Origin of the sequence: Arthrobacter humicola, from assembly GCF_039531445.1 — a bacterium.
Lineage (GTDB): Bacteria > Actinomycetota > Actinomycetes > Actinomycetales > Micrococcaceae > Arthrobacter > Arthrobacter humicola.
The window spans coordinates 175,837-194,281 of the sequence record NZ_BAAAQB010000041.1; the positions used below are offsets into that span (position 1 = coordinate 175,837).

The window sequence follows — 18,445 nt, forward strand, 5'->3', positions numbered from 1 at the left end:
CGCGTTTTAGCCAGCTACTCCGGCTCCGGCACGAGGGCGGCGAGCTTCGCGAGGGCGGCGTTCTTGTGCGGGACGCGCGGGCTGGCCTCGACGGCCAGCCTGAGCAGCCGGAGCCGCACTCCCAGCTCGGGGCTGGCCAGGAGCGCCCGCAGGGCCGGCACAGCGCGCTCCGCCTCCACGTGCAGGGCCACATCCAAAGCCGTGCGCAACGGGCTGGACACCATCAAACCGCCCAGGCTCACGACGTCGAACGGCCCCAGCCGCACTTCATGGAAGGTACAGCCGCGCACGGACCTCAGGCTGGAAATGCGCCGGTTGGCATCGACCAGCAGGGCCAGGCGGTCAGGTTCGTCGGCGCAGCCATAGATCCACGCAGCGGTCATCCGCCCCGCCACCACCCGCTGCCGGATCGCCGGCGCCACGGCCAGGGCCGCGGCGCGGGCGCGCAGCTGAGGACTGGCCGGGACGCCGGGCGGCAGGTACCCGCGCTGATACAGCTGCGTCAGCACGCCGTCGGCGGCCATGGCCTGCAGCTCCGGCCAGGAGAACAGGGCGCCGGGGGAGTAAAGCTCGCACTGCTCCCGACCCGGACCCGGACCCGGGCCCGGCACCGGCAAACCCGGACGATCCGCAGGGGCGCGGGGCATGAGTACCATTCCGCCATCGTTCCCGGTTCCCCGGACACAGAACAGGCCCCGTTCCGGTCATGTGGATAAACCGAAACGGGGCCTGGACTTGGTTTCCAGGCGTGCCGGCTGCTTAGGAGAGTTCGCTCGCTGAGCGCTCGAGCTGCTCGAGCCAGGCCTGGCGCGCCTCGAGGGCCTCCTGGGCTGCCTTGATCTTGCGCTCGTCGCCGGCCTTCTCCGCCTTGGCGAGGTCTTCCTTGAGACCGGCAATGGCGGCTTCGAGCTGGGTCAGGGCGCTGTTGGTGCGCGCCTTCGTCTCCGGGTTGGAGCGCTTCCAGTTCTCGTCCTCGGCCTGGCGGACGGCGTCCTCCACCTTCCGCAGGCCGGCTTCGATGCGGCCCATGTCGGCGCGCGGAACCTTGCCGGCTTCTTCCCAGCGGTCACGGATGGACTGCAGCGCTTTCTTGGCAGCGTTGAGGTCCTTGATGGGCAGGAGCGCGTTGGCCTCCACCAGGAGCGCTTCCTTCACCACGAGGTTCGCACCGTATTCCTGGTCGATCTCGTCGTTGGCGGCCTGTCGGTTGGTGAAGAAGACATCCTGGGCGGCGCGGAAGCGGGCCCACAGGGCGTCGTCGTCCTTGCGGCTGGCGCGGGGCGAGGCCTTCCATTCGTCCATCAGGCGGCGGTACTCGCCGGCGGCAAAGCCCCAGTCGGTCGAGGAGGAGAGTGCCTCGGCCTCGGTGATCAGCTTCTCCTTGACGGCCTTGGCAGCCGAGTTGTTGCTGTCCAGTTGGGAGAAGTAGGCGCGGCGGTGGCGGTCGAAGACTGTCCGGGCGGCACGGAACCGCTTCCACAGCGCGTCTTCGTTGCTGCGGCCGAGACGGACGCCGCTCTTCTGGGCGATCTTCCAGCTCTCGAACAATTCGTTCATCCGTGCGCTGGAGGTCTTCCACTGGATCTGCGCAGGATCGTGGCCGGCGATTTCCTCGGCCTCGGCCACGATGGCCTCGCGGGCGGCAAGCTCGGCGGCGCGGACGGCGTCGTGTTCTGCTTTCTCGGCCTTCTCGAGCTCGCCGATCTGCGTCACCAGGGCATCCAGCCGGGCCTCAGCGGAGAGGTAGTCGCCGACCATGTTCCGTTCGGCAAGCTGTTCGCGCAGGTGCGTGACGGTCTTCTGCATGTCCGTGGTGGGCGCCTTGGAGCTCACGCGCTGTTCCAGCAGAACAATCTGGGCCACGATGTCCTCGAATTTGCGGGCGAAGTAGCCCAGTGCTTCGTCGGCGCTCACTCCGGGGTACTGGCCGACGGGGTATTCCGTGCCGTCAACGGTCAGGAAGACGTGGCCGTCCCCTTCAACGCGGCCCCAGCGGGCCGCCTCGGCCAGCGAGGCTGCGGAGGAGACTGCCGCGGGTGCGGGAGCCGGTGCGGCTGCGGAGGGCTTGGCTTTGGGCCGGGCAGCGAAGGCTGCCGGGCTCGGCGCGGGCCGCGCCGCCGCTGACGGGGCGGGAGCAGGAGCCTCGGCAACAGGCTCGGCTGCCGTTTCCACTGCCGTTTCGACTGCCGGGTCCGCCGGAGCGGCCACGGCGGGATCGGCGGCCTCGGCGTTCTCGCCTGCCTCGGCGGTCGATGCCTCGGCTGCCGTTTCCGGTGCCGCGTCTACGGCAGCGCCTGCACCCTCGGCAGTGGTTGCCTCGGCTTCGGTTTCGTTGGCAGCTGCTGTTGCAACTGTTTCGTCGGATTTCTGACTGTCTGTCACCGCTAGAAGTCTTTCGCTTGGAGGGAAATACCGGGACCACGGCCTTCAGGGCCGCATCTGGTTACTTCAGTGTGAACGAGTCTATCGTGACTGGTTCCACAGGTGCGCCGTCCGTGGCGTTATCGCCCGGCTTCAGACCGGCGGCGGCAATCCCGCCGACCACGTCGAGCCCGGAGGTCACCTTGCCCACCACCGTGTAGCCGCCGGCGGCGTCCGCGGGTATGACGGTGTCCTTGTAGACGATGAAGAACTGGGTGCCGTTGCCGTTGGCGTTGCCGCTGGTCCGGGCCACGGCGATGGTTCCGGCCGGGTACTTGTTGTCAGCCGGGGTGTTCTCCAGCGGGCCCCACGTGTAGGAAGGATCGCTGCTGCCGTCGCCGGTCTTGGACCCGCACTGCAGGACACCAAAGGTCTCGCCCGTGGTCAGCCGGTGGCAGCTGAGGCCCTTGTAGAAGTTCTGGTCGGCGAGGGACTTGAAGACGGCCGCGGCCTGCGGGGCCTTCGTGCCGTCAATTTCAACGCCTAGCGTGCCGCGGTTCAGCGCGAGTTCGCCGGTAAAGGTTTTGCCCGCGGCAGTGTCCGGTTTGGGGATGTTGTCCGCATTCGTGGCGGCCGCCGTCGGCGTGGCGGACGCCGAGGGGCTCTGCAGTCCCGCCTGCGCGGCCGCGAACTCTTCCTCGGTGGGGTTCGACGAAAAGACGGTGAGCTGCAGGACCAGGGCCAGGGCGATCGCACCGGTGCCGGCGCTGATGGCCAGAACGTTGTCGCGCTTGCGGCGCTTGTCCTGGTCCCGGCGCAGGCCGCGCCTGGCCTCCATCTGCTGAACGCGCCGCTTCGCCTCGCGTGCGTTGCGTGAACTGGCCGCCAAAGGTCCTCCTGGTTGTAAGGTGCGTGACCGTGACGGGCCGTGGGCGCCGTCGCGGTCACAGCTGCAAGCTGCCGGCAGTCCCGCCGGGCCGCCTCCGTTGGAAGAAGCGGGCGCCGAACGCATAAACTGACTGCCGCACACAGTTTATGCACGACTGGCCGGTCTGCCGCCTATCTTCGTTACGTTTCGACAGAGAATGCCGCGTGACGTCCGCGCCCGGATTCTGCACCAGCACCAGCAGCAACTAGAGGAGAAAATTTCACCATGGCACGCACAGCCTCCCTGTCAGGATTCCCCGAGTGGCTTCCGGAGGAGCGGCTGGTGGAACTCCATGTGCTGGACACCCTGCGCCGGACGTTTGAGCTCCATGGCTTCTCCTCGATCGAGACCCGTGCCGTGGAAACGGTGGGGCAGCTGCTGCGCAAGGGTGAAATCGACAAAGAGGTCTACGGCCTCAGCCGGCTCCAGGACGATGAAGGCGACGCGGCGGCCAAGTCCGACCCGCACGCCCTGGCCCTCCACTTCGACCTCACTGTGCCCTTCGCCCGCTACGTCGTGGAGAACGCCGGCTACCTGGCCTTCCCGTTCCGCCGCTACCAGATCCAGAAGGTCTGGCGCGGCGAGCGTCCCCAGGAGGGGCGGGCCCGCGAGTTCACCCAGGCGGACATCGATGTGGTCGGCGACGGCGAACTGCCGTTCCGCTACGACGTCGAAATAGCGCTCGTCATCGCCGAAGCGCTCAACGCGCTGCCCATCCCCGACTTCCTGCTCCGGATCAACAACCGCAAGCTGGCCGAAGGCTTTTACACCGGAATCGGGCTCACCGACACGGCCGGCGTTCTCCGCAGCATCGACAAGCTTGAGAAGGTCGGGCCCGCGAAAGTGGCCGAGCTGCTCAAGGAGGAACTCGGGGCCACCGACGAACAGGCGCAGGCCGCCCTCAAACTCGCGGGCATCCGTACCATGGACACGTCCTTCGTGGGCCAGGTCCGGGCACTGGGCGTCACCAACGAGCTGCTCGAAGAGGGCCTGAACGAGCTGGAACAGGTTATTGCGGCCGCCGTCCAGCGCGCACCGGGCCGCGTGGTCGCGGACCTTAGCATCGCCCGCGGGCTCGACTACTACACGGGCACCGTGGTGGAAACCGTCCTGGTGGGGCACGAGCAGCTGGGCTCGATCTGCTCCGGCGGACGCTACGACGCCCTGGCCACCAAGGGCAACCGCAAGTTCCCCGGCGTCGGCCTCTCGATCGGCGTGACCCGCCTGGTGTCGCGGATCCTGAGCCAGGACCTCGCCAAGGCCACCCGCTCCGTTCCGACCGCCGTCCTGGTGACCCTCAACAACGACGACAGCTGGGGCGCGGCGCAGGACGTCGCGGCGCAGCTGCGCAGCCGGGGCATCGCCACGGAGGTCGCCGCGAAGGCCGAGAAATTCGGCAAGCAGATCAAGTTCGCGGACCGCCGCGGCATCCCGTTCGTCTGGTTCACCGACGACGACGGCAAGCACCAGGTCAAGGACATCCGCTCGGGCGAGCAGGTTGACGCCGACCCGGCCACGTGGACGCCCGCCGAAGAGGACCTGCACGTCCGCGTGACCGCCGTCGGCGGGAACTAAAGCTAGCTAGCGCTGCCGGGGAGTCCTGCGCCACCGCAGGACCAGGAACCGCCCGGCCACCCCGACGGCCAGCACCGCCGCCATGACCAGCATGGAGGCCGGCGGGAGGGTCACGGCCAGGACGAGGCAGCCGAGGAAACCCAGCACGTTGAGCCAGCGCGGCGCATGCCACGGGCGGCGGCCCAGCGTGAAGGCGGCGGCATTGGTCACGGCGTAATAAATGAGCACCCCGAAGCTGGAAAACCCGACGACTGTCATCACGTTCGTGCTCAGCAGCAGGACGATGACGACGGCGGCGACCGCCAGTTCTGCGACGAACGGGACGGTGTGGGCGCCGCCCACCCGGGCCAGCCGGGCCGGCAGGTCACGTTCCCGGGCCATTGCCAGGGTGGTCCGGCCCACCCCGGTGATCAGGGCCAGCAACGCGCCAAGACACGCGGCCGCCGCCCCGGCTTGGACGAGGGGAACTCCGGCGCTGAGCTGTGAGACGGCCACCGCGTCAAGCAGCGGCGCCGTCGACTCAGCCAACTGCTGCGGCGGAAGGTGCCACTGCAGCAGTGCGGCCAGGCCGAGGTAGATCACGAAGGCCCCGGCCAGCGCTGCCAGGATGGCGCGCGGGATGGTGCGGGTGGGGTCCTTGACCTCTTCGCCGAGGGTGGCGATGCGGGCGTAGCCGGCGAAGGCGAAGAACATCAGCCCCGCCGCCGGAAGGACGCCCCACCCGACGCCGGACGGCGTCGGGTAGACCGGTACCGCGGACACCGCGGGGGCGCCGTCCGGGTGCGGACCCAGCAGCGACGCCACCGCGACGAAAACAATCGTGGCCAGCACGATGGCCAGCAGGATCCTGGTCAGGAAGGCGGTCCGGGTAATGCCGAGCAGGTTGATTCCGGTAAGGACCACGACGGCGGCGACCGCCAGCGGTGTGGCGTAGGCCGGTGCCACGTAGTGCCCGAACGTGAGCGCCATTGCCGCGCAGGACGCCGTCTTGCCCGTCACGAAGCCCCAGCCCGCAATGAACCCGGGCCATTCGCCAAGCTGCCGGCGACCATACACGTAGGTGCCGCCGCTGGCGGGGTATCTGGCCGCCAGTTGCGCCGAGGCGACGGCGTTGCAGTAGGCAATGACGCCGGCGACGGCCACGGCCAAAGTCAGGAGCGGGCCGGCCAGGGCGGCGGCGGGGGAGAACACCACGAACACCCCGGCCCCCAGCATGGAACCGAGGCCGATCGCCGTGGAATCGACGACGCCGAGCCGGCGCTGCAGCTGTTGCTGTCCGGGGCGCTCCACAGGCTGCTCACCGGGCCCGTCGCCGGGTTGGGTTCCGTGATGCCGGCTCGCCATGGCGGGAGGGTCCTTTCCAACGGGTAAACTCGAACGGGATCGTTCCAGTAGCGATCCTATAGAGCGTCATTCTTTAATATCGCTTTTGATTTTCCCTCTGTCTTCTTCAGAAAGGCGTGCTGTGCTGCGCACACATGACCTCGGATCGCTTCGCTCCGAGCACATTGGACAAACCGTAACCCTCGCCGGCTGGGTCGGCCGGCGTCGTGACCACGGTGGTGTCGCATTCGTTGACCTCCGCGACGCGTCCGGCGTCGCCCAGGTAGTGGTCCGCGAAGAAGAGGTCTTCCACGGCCTGCGCAACGAGTACGTGCTGCAGATCGTCGGCACCGTGTCCCAGCGTCCCGAGGGCAACGAGAACCCGGCGCTTCCGACCGGTGAGATTGAGGTCATGGCCGAGAAGGTCACCATCCTCAACACCTCCGATCCGCTGCCGTTCCAGATCGACGAGCACGTCGAGGTCGGCGAGGAAGCCCGCCTGAAGCACCGCTACCTGGACCTGCGCCGCCCCGGCCCCGCCCGCAACCTGCGCCTGCGGTCGGAGGCCAACCGCGTGGCCCGCGAGCTCCTCCACCAGGACGGCTACGTGGAGATCGAAACCCCCACGCTGACCCGCTCGACGCCGGAAGGCGCCCGCGACTTCGTGGTCCCCGCACGCCTGGCGCCGGGCTCCTGGTACGCGCTGCCGCAGTCCCCTCAGCTGTTCAAACAGCTCCTGCAGGTGGGCGGCTTCGAAAAGTACTACCAGATCGCCCGCTGCTACCGCGATGAGGACTTCCGCGCGGACCGCCAGCCGGAATTCACGCAGCTGGACATCGAGGCCAGCTTCGTGGACCAGGACGACATCATCCAGCTCGGCGAGAACATCGTCAAAGCTCTGTGGAAGCTGATCGACGTCGAGATCCCGACGCCCATCCAGCGCATCACCTACCACGACGCCATGGCCCGCTATGGCTCGGACAAGCCGGACCTGCGCTTCGGCCAGGAGCTCACCGAGCTGACGGAATTCTTCAAGGACACCAACTTCGGCGTCTTCAAGGCGCCCTATGTCGGTGCCGTCGTCATGCCCGGCGGCGCCTCCCAGGCCCGCCGCGCCCTCGATGCCTGGCAGGAATGGGCCAAGCAGCGCGGCGCCAAGGGCCTGGCGTACGTCCTGTACAAGGAAGACGGCGAACTCGCCGGTCCCGTGGCCAAGAACCTCACTGACACCGAGCGTGCGGGCCTCGCCGACGCCGTTGGCGCCAAGCCCGGTGACTGCATCTTCTTCGCCGCCGGCGAGAAGACCCCGTCCCGTGCCCTCCTGGGCGCGGCCCGCGTGGAGATCGGTCACCGGACCGGCCTGATCAACCCCTCCGACTGGGCCTTCTGCTGGGTCGTGGACGCGCCGATGTTCGAGCCCGCCGCCGCCGCTGTCGCGTCCGGTGACGTCGCCGTCGGAGCCGGCAAATGGACCGCCGTGCACCACGCGTTCACTTCGCCCAAGCCGGAGTTCATGGACACCTTCGACCAGGATCCCGAGTCGGCACTGTCCTACGCCTACGACATCGTCTGCAACGGCAACGAAATCGGCGGCGGCTCGATCCGTATCCACGAGCGCGATGTCCAGGAACGGGTCTTCGAACTCATGGGACTGGATAAGCAAGACGCCCAGACCAAGTTCGGCTTCCTGCTCGAGGGCTTCAAGTTCGGCGCCCCTCCGCACGGCGGCATCGCCTTCGGCTGGGACCGCGTTGTGGCCTTGCTGGCCGGTGTGGAGTCCATCCGCGACGTCATCGCATTCCCGAAGTCCGGCGGCGGCTTCGACCCGCTGACCCAGGCGCCCGCACCCATCACGGCGCAGCAGCGCAAGGAAGCCGGCGTGGACTTCAAGCCCGAGGCCACGAAGGCCCCCGAGGCGAAGAACTAGCCGTCTAGCATCAGCATCAACAGCAGGGGCTCCCCGGGAAACCGGGGAGCCCCTGCTGTCTGCACAAGTGCCTACTCTCTGCACAGGTGCCTACACTCCGCACAGCTGCCCCTTCATTCGTTCCGGACGGAGAACCTCGATGGATCAGAGCCTGAACCCCGCATCGAACCCCGCACAGATCGCGCCGGGGAACCCCGCAGCGATTCGCGGTCTGGAGGCGCTGATGGATGCCGCGTGGCCTGCCGCCGAATGCGAGGAGTCCGGCGGGTGGGTGCTGCGGGCCGCGTCCGGCGTGACCCAGCGGGCGAACTCGGTCTGGACGCGGGATCCCGGCGAGGACCCGCACCGGTTGATCGCCAGGATCCGGGAGGCGCGGCTGTGGTACCGGGACCGGCGGCTCCCGCTGATCTTCCAGAGTTTTGACGGCCCGCGTTATGCGGCCCTGAATGCGGTGCTCGACGCCGAAGGGTACACACGGCAGTCCGAAACCCTGGTCCTGGTACGTCCGTCCGGGGCGGAGCCTGCCGGCGGCTCTGCGGGCCCGGACCCGGCCGTGGAAATCACCCCTGAACCCACTGCCGACTGGCTGGATCTGTGGTGGAGCGTCGACGGCCGCGGCGGGTCGGCCGAGCTCGCCGTCGCCCGCGGCATCCTCGAGGGTTGCCTGGCCGTCTACGCCCTGGTGCGGGACGACGACGGCGTACCGGCCGCCGTCGCGCGGCTCGCCATGCCCGGGACTGTGCCCGCCTTGACCGACCCTGTGCCCGTCGTGGCCGGCCCTGCGCCCGCAGGGCCGGGCTGGGGCGGCCTGTACTGTATGGCGACGCGCCCCGACGCGCGGCGGCGCGGCTATGGCGGCCGGATTGTCCGGGCCCTGCTGCGCGAAGGCGACGCTCGCGGGCTGGAGGGCTACTGGCTGTTGGTGATGGCGTCCAACGCCGGTGCCCGGGACCTGTACGCGCAAGCCGGCTTCCGCGAAGCCTGCCGGTACCTCTACCGGCAGGAGCGGCCGAAGCGTCACCTGACCGGCTGCTGAAACGGCGCCTGCGGCACCCGAACGGATCGGGGCGGCAGGCGCCGTCGGGCAGTGCGGAGCCGCAGGGCGCTCCACAGGTCTTCCGTTTCCTACATGTCTTCCGTGCCATAGTGCAGGCCGAGCCACGGCGAGGCAGTCAGTTCACCGCTGGAGGCCCGAGGCGTTGCCGGTTCCCCGGTGCCTGCAGCAGGGACCAGGCACCCTGCGGATCCGTGCATGCCGGACCCCTGTGGTCCCAGGATCCGGGTCCCGGCCACGTGGATTGGCCAGTGGTGCGGAAACGCGCTGTGACGTCTGGACATGGGGTTCTCCTTCGGGTGGTGGCGCCGGGTGGCGGCGGTTCAGGGAAGCTGCAGGGCCGGCGGGGTCTGCTGCGCGGCGGGATTCTCCCCGGCAAGCAGTTCCCGGCGGCGGGCGGTCCCGGCCAGGTAGGGGCCGCCCAGGTCCTCTATGGGGGTCTTGTACGTCTCGCGGGAGAAGTACACGGAGACGGCGGCGATGAGCATGCAGACCGTGGCGAAGACTGCCACGGGAACCCACCCGGTGATGCCGGGGGTGAGCAGCATGCCGGCGATCATCGGGGCGAAACCGGCCAGGACCAGGCCCAGCTGGTTGCCCATCGCCATGCCCGTGTAGCGCACCGGGGCGGCGAACTGCTCGGCAAAGAACGAGGGCCAGATGCCGTTGAAGCCGGAGTACAGCACCGTCATGTTAAGGAGAGCTGCCAGGAACACCAGCAGGATATTGCCTGAGGACAGGGCCGGGAAGTACAGGAAGATCGTGATCGAGCAGCCGATCGCGGCGGTCAGCAGCAGCGGGCGTCGGCCGATCCGGTCCGAGAGCCTCGCGGCCAGCGGCATGGCGAACATCGACAAGCCGATGGCGACGGCGTTGACGGTCAGGATGGAGGCCCGGTCAAACCCGGCGGTGGAGGTAGCGTAGGCCAGCCCGAAGACGGTGAAGATGGTCTGCATGACGGACATGATGGACATGCCCATCACGCGGAGCACATCGGGGCCCTGGAACTTCAGCACGTCCTTGACCGGCATCGGGGCGACCTGCCGGTGTTCCTGGGCCTCCTCGAAGACCGGGGTCTCGTCCAGGTGGGTCCGCACCCAGTACGCGATGGCCAGGACCACGATGGAGAGCCAGAACGGGATGCGCCAGCCCCAGCTCATCATGGCCTGCTGCGGCATGGACGTGACCGGGATGAAGACGAGGGTGGCGAGCACCATGCCGGAGGCGTAGCCGGTCATCACAAAGCTGGTGAAGAACCCGCGCCTGCCCTCCGGGGAGTGTTCCAGGGTGAGCGTGGACGCGCCCGCCGATTCAGCCCCGGCGGAGAAACCCTGCGCGAGCCGCCCGGCCACCAGCAGGATCGGGGCCCAGATGCCCACCTGCTCGTAGCTTGGCAGGAAGCCGATGCCGAGCGAGGCCAGGCCCATGATGCCCAGGGTGAGCAGCAGGATCTTCTTTCGCCCCAGCTTGTCGCCGAAGTGGCCCATGACGAGCCCGCCCACCGGCCGCGCCACGTAGGCGACGCCGAAGGTGGCGAAGGCGCCGATCAGGCCGATGGCGGGGTCGGCGGCGGGGAAGAACAGGTGCGGGAACACCAGGGCCGCAGCGGTCCCGTAGATGAAGAAGTCGTAGTACTCCAGGGTGCTGCCCAGGAAGGACGCCAGGGCTGCCTTCCGCGGTGTCTTTCGCGCGGCCAGGCGTGGAGCGGGTGCAGTGTGCATGGGGATCTCCTTTAAGACGACGGCGTCTCAGTGGCAGCCGGCTGGGTATCCCCGAGGTGGAAGTCCACCGAGAGGATTTGCTGGCTGTTGGGGAATGAATAGGCCTTGAGCGGTTCGTGCAGCGGATGCGTGTTGTACACCGCGATGTCCTCGACCTTTTCGAAGTCCGCCACGATGGCGTAGTCGAAGGAGCGCTCTGTGCTGAGCACATCCGGGCCGTGGGTCAGGCTGAGCATGCCGGGGATATTCCCGGTCATCTTGTTGAGTCCGGTGATCCAGGCCTGTTTGTCGGCGGGCGGGAAGTCCGGTTTGAACTTGAAGAGGACGGTGTGGCGGATCATCTCAGGCCTCCACCAGTTCAGAGACTGCGTCAGCGGTGGCGGTGGTGCGGGCCGTCGGGGCGAAGCCGGGGTCCTGGCCGGCAATGGTGCGGCCGGCGAGGTAGCCCATGGTCATGATCGGGCCGAGGGTGGCGCCGGCGCCGGGGTAGCCGGCGGCGTAGGCGTTTTCGGTCGTGTTGCCGGCGGCGTAGAGACCCTCGATGGGGCGGTTGTCCACGTCCAGGACGCGGGCACGGCCGTCCGTGGCGACGCCGCCGTTGGTTCCGAAGGCGCCGTTCACTACCTCCATGGCGTAGAACGGTCCGGTCTGGAGGGGACCCAGGGACGGGTTCGGGTACGGGTTGTCGCCGTCGCCCCAGTATTTGTCGTACGCGCTTTCGCCGCGGCCAAAGTCGGGATCCTCGCCCTTGACGGCGAACTCGTTGAACCGCGCCACAGTCGCTGTCAGATTTCCGGCGGGAACCTTGATCTTTGCCGCGAGCTCCGCCAGCGTCGACGCTTCGATCAGGTAGTCGGGGACGGGCTGACCGGCCCGGTGCGCCAGGATGCCGTAACGCTCCATGTAGGCGTGGTCGACGATCACGTGTGCCGGGGTGTTGAGGGTCTGGTTCCGGGGGGAGTCCCAGGACTGCAGGCTCCGGGCCAGGTCGTTGTAGTTCTGGGATTCGTTGGCGAAGCGGCGGCCGTGGCGGTTGACCATCAAGGATCCGGGGCCCTGGCGCTCGAAGCGGAGCAGGGTGCCGATTGGCTGCCCGTCCCGGGTGTCGCCGGTGACCGACATCGGGGCCCACCAGGCTTCCCTGGTGCCGCGGGTCTGGCCGCCGATCCGCTGCGCCATCCGCAAGCCGTCGCCCGTGTTCGAGGGCGGAGAGCACATCGTGTAGAGCCGCGATGCGAGCATCGAGTCGGCCAGTGCCTTGTCCCATTCGAAGCCGCCGGTGGCCAGCACCACGCCGTCGTTCGCCTGGAAGACGTCGCCGGTTTCGAGTTCGACGCCGGTCACCCGGCCGCCGTCGGTGAGCAGGCGATGTCCGCGGGCCTCGGTGACGAGGGCTGCGCCGTCGCGGACCAGGCTCGCAAGGAGCATGGATACGAGGGCCTGGCCCTTGGCCACGAAACCGTCGGCCTGGCGCCGGTTCAGTTCGTCCCAGGGAAACTTGGTGAAGGCGCCCCAGTTTTCGTACTCTTGCATGGTGAACGGGGCACGGCCGTCGGTGCGGACGTGCGGGGTGAGCGCGCCCAGGGCTTGCTTGCTGTTGAAGAGTTCAGGCTCCACCGTGCGGCCCCCCTCGACAGCGCCGGGCAGGTCCTGGCGGTAGTCCGGGAAGTTGTTCAGGAAGATGAAGCGTACGCCGCATTCCTCTTCCACGAAGCGGAGCATCTGGTCCCCGTAGTCCAAGGCGGCGTCCAGGAGTTCCTCCCGTCCGCGGCCGCGGGCCACGGCCCGCACATATCTGGCGGCAGCTTCCTTGGAATCGGTGATGCCGGCTTCGCGGGCGTGGTGGTTGTCGGCCACCCAGAGCATGCCGCCGGAGACGGCCGAGGTGCCGCCCAGCAGGGCGCTCTTTTCCAGCACGACGACGGACTTGCCGGCACGGGCGGCGGTGGCCGCCGCGGTAAGGGCACCGGCGCCGGAGCCGACGACGACGACGTCGTAGCGGTCCGACGCGGTTCCATGGACGAATTTCATGGGTGTTGCCTTTCAGGAAGGGAAGAGTATGCGGCCGTCAGACTGCGGTGTAGCCGCCGTCGATCACGAGCTCGGAACCGGTGGTGAACCGCGATTCGTCCGAGGCGAGGTAGAGCACGCCGTAGGCGATCTCGTCGGGTTCGCCTTGCCGCGGGAGCGGGTTTGAGCCGACGAGCTGCTTGTAATATGCCTCCGGGCCGATGTCGGACTGCTCGGCGGAGCGGCGGCTCATGCGGGTGTTCATGGACCCGGGGTGGATGGAATTGACCCGGATGCCGTGGCTTCCGTAGGCCGCCGCGTCGGATTTGCTCAGCAGCCGGACGGCGCCTTTGGTGGCGTGGTAGAGCGGCACGTTCCTGCCGCCCGTGATGCCGTGGATGGACGAGAAGTTGATGATGCTGCCGGCGCCCTTCTCGATCATGCCGGGGACCACGTGCTTGGTCATTAGCCAGACGCCCTTGACGTTGACGTTGAAGATCGTGTCGAAGTCCGTCAGTGATGCGGTGTGCGAGGCGCCGGCCGGGCCGATGATGCCGGCCGCGTTGACCAGGATGTCCGGGGCGCCGAGTTCGTCCGTCACCCGGCGGATCGCGTCAGCGACGCTGTCCTCGCTGGTGACGTCGACGTCGTACTGGCTGATGTTTTCGTGGGGGGCGGCGGACGGAATGCCCGCAACGTCCAAGCTGGCGACCTTCGCGCCGTGCTCGGCGAGCAGGGCGGCTGTGGCGCTGCCCAAATCTCCGCGGCCACCGGTGACGACGGCGGTCTTCCCGGCCACGCGGCTCTGTGTGGGGTTCATGTGCTGCTCCTCGTACTCCTGCAGCATCTTCGCTGCGTCTAAGCCAGAGTGGCAGGGGAGTTGTGACGGCAACCACACGATTGCCGATGAACGGCAAAAGTCTGACCGGAAAGCCGTGGTTCAGTGACTTTGGCGCAGGGTGCCCTTGAGCTCGCCGCGCCAGCCCAGGGCCCGTGAGATGCCCCGTGCGGCAGCCATCAGCACGGGGACGCGGGCGGCCGCGTTCTCCTCGTTGCGCGGCACCACCACGCTGAGGGCGGCGCGGATGGTGTTCTCGGGGCCGAAGACGGGGACGGCGATGCCGCTGGACTCGGGCACGATCACGCCGGGCATGGCCGCGAAGCCGCGCTGCCTGATCTCGGCCAGGTGGCGGCGCAGCAGGGCGGGATCGGTCAGGGTGGTTTCGGTGTACTTTGTCAGCGGGCGGGCCAGGATGGTGTCCTGGTAGGCGGCTGAGGAGTGGGCAAGGAGTACCAGCCCGGACGACGTCGCGTGGACGGGGAGGCGGCCGGCGATCTTGGTGATGTCCACGATTGTCTTGTCGGAGCCCAGCCGCTCGATGTACAGAACCTCATCCGAATCAAGGATTCCCAGGGTGGTGGAGTGCTGCACCACTGCCTGGACGTCCTCCATGAACGGCAGGGCGGCCTCCCGCAGCCCCAGCATCTTGGACCCGCGGGAGACGAGCTCCCACATCCGGGTGCCGATGTGGATGTCACCGCCGGGCTCGCGTTCGAGGAGCCGTTCGAGCAGCAGATCGTTGACCAGCCGGTAGGTCGTCGTCACCGGAAGCCCGGTCCGGCGCCCCAGTTCCGCGACGCTCATGGAGGTGTGGCCGTCGTCGAACGCGCTTACGATCTTCACAAAGCGTCCGATGATCGACTCGCCCGATGCGGAATTCGCCATTGACCCTCCTCAGGATTCCCGCTCAATGGTAATCGTCCTCGCGGTGATCCGCGTCACCGGCTCTACTGGGGGTCTAGCATTCCAACCCGGCTGCCGCAGCGAAGCGTGCGGCCGACTGAACGGAGCAAAACCATGAGCAAACCCGTCCTCTGTGATGTCCTCGTCATTGGCTCCGGTGTGGCCGGAATGGCCGCAGCGTTGAAAGCCGCCTCGCAAGGACTGAACGTGATCGTGGCCGAGAAGGAACAGTACTTCGGCGGCACGACGGCGATCTCCGCCGGTTGGGCGTGGGTCCCCGGCAACAAGCAGGGCGTGGAGCAGGGGGACACCCGGGAGGAAGCCGAGACCTACCTGAGGAACCTGGCCCCGGAGACGTTCAACGAGGCTGGCGTCCGTGACTTCCTGGACACCGTGCCGGAAGCCATCTCCTTCTTCGAGAACGAGACCGAGGTGAAGTTCACCTACCCGGAGAAGTCGCCGGACTACAAGATGGACCTGCCGGGCGCAAAGCTCTCGGGCCGGGCCATTCTGCCGCAGGATGTTGACGCGCGCGTGCTGGGGGACAAGCGACTCCTCATGCAGCCGTACATGAGTTCCTACACCGTGTTCGGCTACATGCCGCAGGTCGGCCCGGATATCAACGAGTTCTTCCACGTGAACCAGTCGGTCAGTTCGTTCGTGTATGTGGCTAAGAAGCTGCTGCGCACCTGGGCCGACGCCGCCCGCTACAAGCGACCCGTCCTGCGCTCCAACGGCAACGCACTGATGACCCGCATGGTCAAGAGCGCCGATGACCTGGGCGTGCGCCTGTGGAAGTCTTCGCCGGCCCTCTCCCTGACCCGCGACGACGACGGAACCATCACCGGGGCGGTCATCGGCGGTGAGCATGCCGCCACAGTGACGGCGCGGCTCGGCGTCATCCTCGCCGCCGGCGGCTTTTCCGGCAACAAGGAACTGCGGCAGCAGTACTTCCCGCACGACGCCGACGGCGAGGACCACTTCACCCCGACCGTGGGCCACGGCGGTGACGCCGCCACCCTGGCGATCAGCGCCGGCGGCCACATCGACCATTCGGTATTCAGCGTCGGGTCCTGGGCGCCGGTCACGGTATTCAAGTACCTCAACGGCAAGCAACGCCTCTTCCCGCACCTGCGCGCCATCGGACTGCCGGGGCTGATCGCCGTCGACCGCCACGGCAAGCGGTTCGGGAACGAAGCCCTGAGTTACCACGACTTCGGCGGCACCATGATCGAGCACAATAAGGGCCAGGACAAGACGTTCGGGTACGTGATCGGGGATGCGAAGACGATGCACAAATACGGCATCGGTTACGCCAAGCCCTGGCCGATGCCGCGCGGGTACTTCTACAAGACCGGGTACCTGGTCAAGGGCGCCACCTTGGAGGAACTGGCCGGCAAGCTCGGCATCGACGCCGCGGGTCTGAAGGCGACGGTGGCTGACTTCAACCCGGCGGCGGAGCGCGGCGAGGACCCGTACTTTGGCCGGGGTTCCACGCTCTACAACCACTTCCGCGGGGACATGGGGCACAAGCCGAACCCGAACCTGGCCCCGGTAGGCAAGGGCCCGTACTATGCCGCCAAGATTCAGATGGGCGACCTTGGCACCTTCGCCGGGATCGGCGTCAACGAACGCTCCGAGGTGGTCACTGAAGAGGGGACTGCCATTCCCGGCCTGATCGCCGTCGGTGCGGCAGCGGTCAGCGTCTTCGGCGGCGGCTACCCGGGCTACGGCTCGCACATTGGGCCGGCCCTCGTGTTTGGTTACCGGGCGGGCCGCGACATCGCGAAGTTCTCCGCGGTCCGGGGTGTGGAGCGTGCGGCCACCGTGGAAGCCGGCTAAGGCGCAGGGCCGGAGGCGTCCGTGGCAAACTCACCCACCGGTGAATCGGTCATCAGCCGCGTTGTGCGGCTCATGAGCGCGTTCGACCGCGACCTCCCCACCATGACGCTCTCCGGCCTTGCCCGCCGCGCAGACCTGCCCCTGACCACCACCCACCGGCTCGTGGACGATCTAGTGCTGCACGGCCTGATCGAGCGGCTGGCGGACGGGAACCTGCGTTCGGGGATGCGGATGTGGGAGCTGGCAGCACGGGGATCGCGTGCGCTGAATCTCCGTGAGCTGGCATGGCCCTTCATGGAGGATGTCCAGGCGGCCGTGCACCAGCACACCACGCTGGCGGTGCTGGACCACGGGACCGTGCTCTACGTGGAGCGGCTGTCCTCGCCCCAATCCAGCCTGGACGCCGCCCATATCGCCCAGAGGATGCCGATTCATGCCGCCTCGTCCGGCCTGGTGCTGCTGGCCTTCGCGCCGACTGCCGTCCAGGACGACGTGCTTTCGCGCCCGCTGCCGGCGATGACCGCGGAGACCATTACTGACCCGGCACTCATCCGGAAACACCTGGCCGACATTAGGCATCGCGGCTACGTTGCCCTGCCGGGCATCGGCGTAACGGAGTGGACGGGCATCGCCGTGCCCGTCTTCGGCCCGGGCAACACCGTCGCCGCCGCGCTCAATGCCATCGTTCCGCGGCAGGAAGCCGCCGTGCCCCTCACCGTCCCGGCGCTCCTGACCGCAGCGCACGGGATCTCCCGTGCACTGAAGGCCTCCGGCCCGGTTCCGAGACGGGGCTGAGGGCGTGTCTGTGGACGTGTCCGTGAGCGGCAGTGGGCGGCGGTCTGCCGGGCCCATGGCTGGTCGTCAGGCTCCGTCCGCAACTTCACGGGTTCCGGTGTAGCGAAGGAGCCGTGCAGTGATTGCAGAGGCAATCAGCACGCACCCCAACCGGTTGCCCAGGCTTGAGCACTGATGGACGGGAAGGGCGAGTTCCACGCTTGCACGAACAGGCCTGCAGCAGACCCGGTTGCAGGCACCACGGCGACCACGGCACCGGTCAAAAAGACGTCGCGGCAGACCAGGCGTCATTGCCGGCGTCCCGTCGCAGCAGCATCAAGATTGTCGGTGCCTCTTCATAGACTTGGGGTATGAGAAGCAGGGTGGCTTGGAGCGGGGACAGCGGGGTGGCGGTGGAGGCCGTTGCGGCGTCTGTGGCTGTGCTGGCTGCCTTGCTCGGGTCCGGCTCCGAGGGCCCGGACCGCTCTGATCCGGCCGCCGCCGATGCCCGGCGGGATGCCAATGACCTGGGGGATGCCGGTGCCCTCCGGGGCTCTGATGCCGTGCGGGGTGCTGGTCGGCCCGGCGCCGGTGGTGATCCGTTGCGGGATTTGGCGGATGGGTTGTTGGACGGGTTGGCCGAGGTGGCCCGGTTGGAGGCCCGGACGGCGGCGCTGAAGGTTCAGCTGGCCGCCGACTACGCGCGGGCGGCGAGGTTCCTGGCCCCGCCGGCGGGATCCGTGCGGGACCGTGCCGTCCAGGAGATGGCCCTGGTCGCCGAGGTCGCGTGTGTCCTGACCGTGAGCGAACGCACCGCCGGGGCGTTGTTGTCCGAGGCCCGGGCACTGACGACCGGGCTGCCGCTGACCTGGGCGGCGTTGCGGGCCGGGACGATTTCCTGGCAGCACGCCCGGATCCTTGTCGAGGAAACCAGCGGCCTGGATTCTGCCGGGGCGGCCTCGCTGGAGGGACACTTCCTGGACCCCGCCGCGCCCGGGGCGGCCCGGGGCTGTGCGGCCGGGGAGCTCGTGCCGTCCCGGTTCCGGGCCAAGGCCCGCACCTGGCGCGAACGCCACCATCCGGAGAGAGCCTGTCAAGTTGTTTGTGTAAGTGGGGCGGGGTGTCATCGGTTCAGGTAGGGTCCGAGCCGGTCGGGGTAGTTCAGGACGAGGATTCCGAGGGCTTC

16 protein-coding genes are annotated in these 18,445 nt (G+C 68.1%); 6 read left to right on the forward strand and 10 right to left on the reverse strand.

All coding sequences use genetic code 11. The features are described from left to right. Positions 1 to 14: 14 nt before the first annotated feature. The 3 genes from ABD243_RS17455 to ABD243_RS17465 form a co-directional block, all read right to left on the reverse strand. Positions 15 to 656, reverse strand: coding sequence for a type IV toxin-antitoxin system AbiEi family antitoxin (locus ABD243_RS17455; protein WP_344367636.1), 642 nt, complete (start codon positions 654 to 656; stop codon positions 15 to 17). A 103-nt stretch (positions 657 to 759) separates the two neighbouring features. Beyond that, positions 760 to 2,382: a DUF349 domain-containing protein gene (locus tag ABD243_RS17460; RefSeq protein ID WP_344367638.1), complete on the reverse strand. Its 1,623-nt coding sequence runs from the start codon at positions 2,380 to 2,382 to the stop codon at positions 760 to 762. A 61-nt stretch (positions 2,383 to 2,443) separates the two neighbouring features. Then, positions 2,444 to 3,250, reverse strand: coding sequence for a peptidylprolyl isomerase (locus ABD243_RS17465; protein WP_116767989.1), 807 nt, complete (start codon positions 3,248 to 3,250; stop codon positions 2,444 to 2,446). Between the two features lie 264 nt (positions 3,251 to 3,514). Here ABD243_RS17465 and hisS point away from each other — a divergent pair, with 264 nt between their 5' ends. Continuing rightward, positions 3,515 to 4,864: a histidine--tRNA ligase gene (gene hisS, locus ABD243_RS17470; RefSeq protein WP_344367639.1), complete on the forward strand. Its 1,350-nt coding sequence runs from the start codon at positions 3,515 to 3,517 to the stop codon at positions 4,862 to 4,864. A gap of 6 nt (positions 4,865 to 4,870) precedes the next feature. Here the strand turns inward: hisS and ABD243_RS17475 are convergent, their stop codons facing one another. Beyond that, positions 4,871 to 6,208, reverse strand: coding sequence for an APC family permease (locus ABD243_RS17475; protein ID WP_344367641.1), 1,338 nt, complete (start codon positions 6,206 to 6,208; stop codon positions 4,871 to 4,873). A 121-nt stretch (positions 6,209 to 6,329) separates the two neighbouring features. Between ABD243_RS17475 and aspS the strand changes: the two genes are divergently transcribed. Next, the gene (gene aspS / locus ABD243_RS17480) at positions 6,330 to 8,114 is read left to right on the forward strand and encodes an aspartate--tRNA ligase (RefSeq protein WP_344367642.1); all 1,785 of its coding nucleotides are present in this window, start codon (positions 6,330 to 6,332) and stop codon (positions 8,112 to 8,114) included. Positions 8,115 to 8,253: 139 nt separating this feature from the next. Beyond that, positions 8,254 to 9,150, forward strand: coding sequence for a GNAT family N-acetyltransferase (locus tag ABD243_RS17485; protein WP_344367643.1), 897 nt, complete (start codon positions 8,254 to 8,256; stop codon positions 9,148 to 9,150). Positions 9,151 to 9,239: 89 nt separating this feature from the next. Here the strand turns inward: ABD243_RS17485 and ABD243_RS17490 are convergent, their stop codons facing one another. The 6 genes from ABD243_RS17490 to ABD243_RS17515 all read right to left on the reverse strand — a co-directional run bounded on the left by ABD243_RS17490 (position 9,240) and on the right by ABD243_RS17515 (position 14,625). Then, positions 9,240 to 9,452, reverse strand: a complete 213-nt coding sequence (locus ABD243_RS17490) for a hypothetical protein (protein ID WP_344367644.1) — start codon at positions 9,450 to 9,452, stop codon at positions 9,240 to 9,242. A 39-nt stretch (positions 9,453 to 9,491) separates the two neighbouring features. Continuing rightward, positions 9,492 to 10,889 (reverse strand): MFS transporter, encoded by a 1,398-nt coding sequence (locus ABD243_RS17495; protein ID WP_344367645.1) that lies wholly within the window; start codon positions 10,887 to 10,889, stop codon positions 9,492 to 9,494. A gap of 11 nt (positions 10,890 to 10,900) precedes the next feature. After that, entirely contained in the window at positions 10,901 to 11,230 is a 330-nt protein-coding gene (locus ABD243_RS17500) for a Dabb family protein (RefSeq protein ID WP_344367646.1), read from the reverse strand. 1 nt (position 11,231) lies between these two features. Beyond that, positions 11,232 to 12,920 carry a 4-oxocyclohexanecarboxylate 2-dehydrogenase gene (chcC1, locus tag ABD243_RS17505; protein WP_344367647.1) on the reverse strand — a complete coding sequence of 563 codons (1,689 nt, stop codon included), beginning with the start codon at positions 12,918 to 12,920 and terminating at the stop codon, positions 11,232 to 11,234. A gap of 37 nt (positions 12,921 to 12,957) precedes the next feature. Beyond that, a complete protein-coding gene (locus ABD243_RS17510; protein ID WP_344367648.1) occupies positions 12,958 to 13,719 on the reverse strand; it encodes an SDR family NAD(P)-dependent oxidoreductase in 762 nt (253 codons plus the stop codon). A 120-nt stretch (positions 13,720 to 13,839) separates the two neighbouring features. Continuing rightward, positions 13,840 to 14,625, reverse strand: coding sequence for an IclR family transcriptional regulator (locus tag ABD243_RS17515; RefSeq protein ID WP_344367649.1), 786 nt, complete (start codon positions 14,623 to 14,625; stop codon positions 13,840 to 13,842). Positions 14,626 to 14,757: 132 nt separating this feature from the next. Here ABD243_RS17515 and chcC2 point away from each other — a divergent pair, with 132 nt between their 5' ends. From chcC2 to ABD243_RS17530, 3 genes are all read left to right on the forward strand, one after another. Continuing rightward, positions 14,758 to 16,485: a 4-oxocyclohex-2-ene-1-carboxylate 5-dehydrogenase gene (chcC2, locus tag ABD243_RS17520; RefSeq protein WP_344367650.1), complete on the forward strand. Its 1,728-nt coding sequence runs from the start codon at positions 14,758 to 14,760 to the stop codon at positions 16,483 to 16,485. A 21-nt stretch (positions 16,486 to 16,506) separates the two neighbouring features. Further along, positions 16,507 to 17,280, forward strand: coding sequence for an IclR family transcriptional regulator (locus ABD243_RS17525; RefSeq protein WP_344367651.1), 774 nt, complete (start codon positions 16,507 to 16,509; stop codon positions 17,278 to 17,280). 350 nt (positions 17,281 to 17,630) lie between these two features. Beyond that, positions 17,631 to 18,398 (forward strand): DUF222 domain-containing protein, encoded by a 768-nt coding sequence (locus tag ABD243_RS17530; RefSeq protein ID WP_344367652.1) that lies wholly within the window; start codon positions 17,631 to 17,633, stop codon positions 18,396 to 18,398. Positions 18,399 to 18,445 lie beyond the last annotated feature (47 nt).

What these genes read in the sequence shown, in the direction of transcription:
- ABD243_RS17515 (WP_344367649.1), bottom strand. Translation starts at nt 14,625, where the DNA reads ATGGCGAATTCCGCATCGGGCGAGTCGATCATCGGACGCTTTGTGAAG.
- chcC2 (WP_344367650.1), top strand. Translation starts at nt 14,758, where the DNA reads ATGAGCAAACCCGTCCTCTGTGATGTCCTCGTCATTGGCTCCGGTGTG.
- ABD243_RS17500 (WP_344367646.1), bottom strand. Translation starts at nt 11,230, where the DNA reads ATGATCCGCCACACCGTCCTCTTCAAGTTCAAACCGGACTTCCCGCCC.
- ABD243_RS17475 (WP_344367641.1), bottom strand. Translation starts at nt 6,208, where the DNA reads ATGGCGAGCCGGCATCACGGAACCCAACCCGGCGACGGGCCCGGTGAG.
- ABD243_RS17455 (WP_344367636.1), bottom strand. Translation starts at nt 656, where the DNA reads ATGGTACTCATGCCCCGCGCCCCTGCGGATCGTCCGGGTTTGCCGGTG.
- ABD243_RS17490 (WP_344367644.1), bottom strand. Translation starts at nt 9,452, where the DNA reads ATGTCCAGACGTCACAGCGCGTTTCCGCACCACTGGCCAATCCACGTG.
- ABD243_RS17530 (WP_344367652.1), top strand. Translation starts at nt 17,631, where the DNA reads ATGAGAAGCAGGGTGGCTTGGAGCGGGGACAGCGGGGTGGCGGTGGAG.
- ABD243_RS17495 (WP_344367645.1), bottom strand. Translation starts at nt 10,889, where the DNA reads ATGCACACTGCACCCGCTCCACGCCTGGCCGCGCGAAAGACACCGCGG.
- ABD243_RS17485 (WP_344367643.1), top strand. Translation starts at nt 8,254, where the DNA reads ATGGATCAGAGCCTGAACCCCGCATCGAACCCCGCACAGATCGCGCCG.
- hisS (WP_344367639.1), top strand. Translation starts at nt 3,515, where the DNA reads ATGGCACGCACAGCCTCCCTGTCAGGATTCCCCGAGTGGCTTCCGGAG.
- chcC1 (WP_344367647.1), bottom strand. Translation starts at nt 12,920, where the DNA reads ATGAAATTCGTCCATGGAACCGCGTCGGACCGCTACGACGTCGTCGTC.
- ABD243_RS17510 (WP_344367648.1), bottom strand. Translation starts at nt 13,719, where the DNA reads ATGAACCCCACACAGAGCCGCGTGGCCGGGAAGACCGCCGTCGTCACC.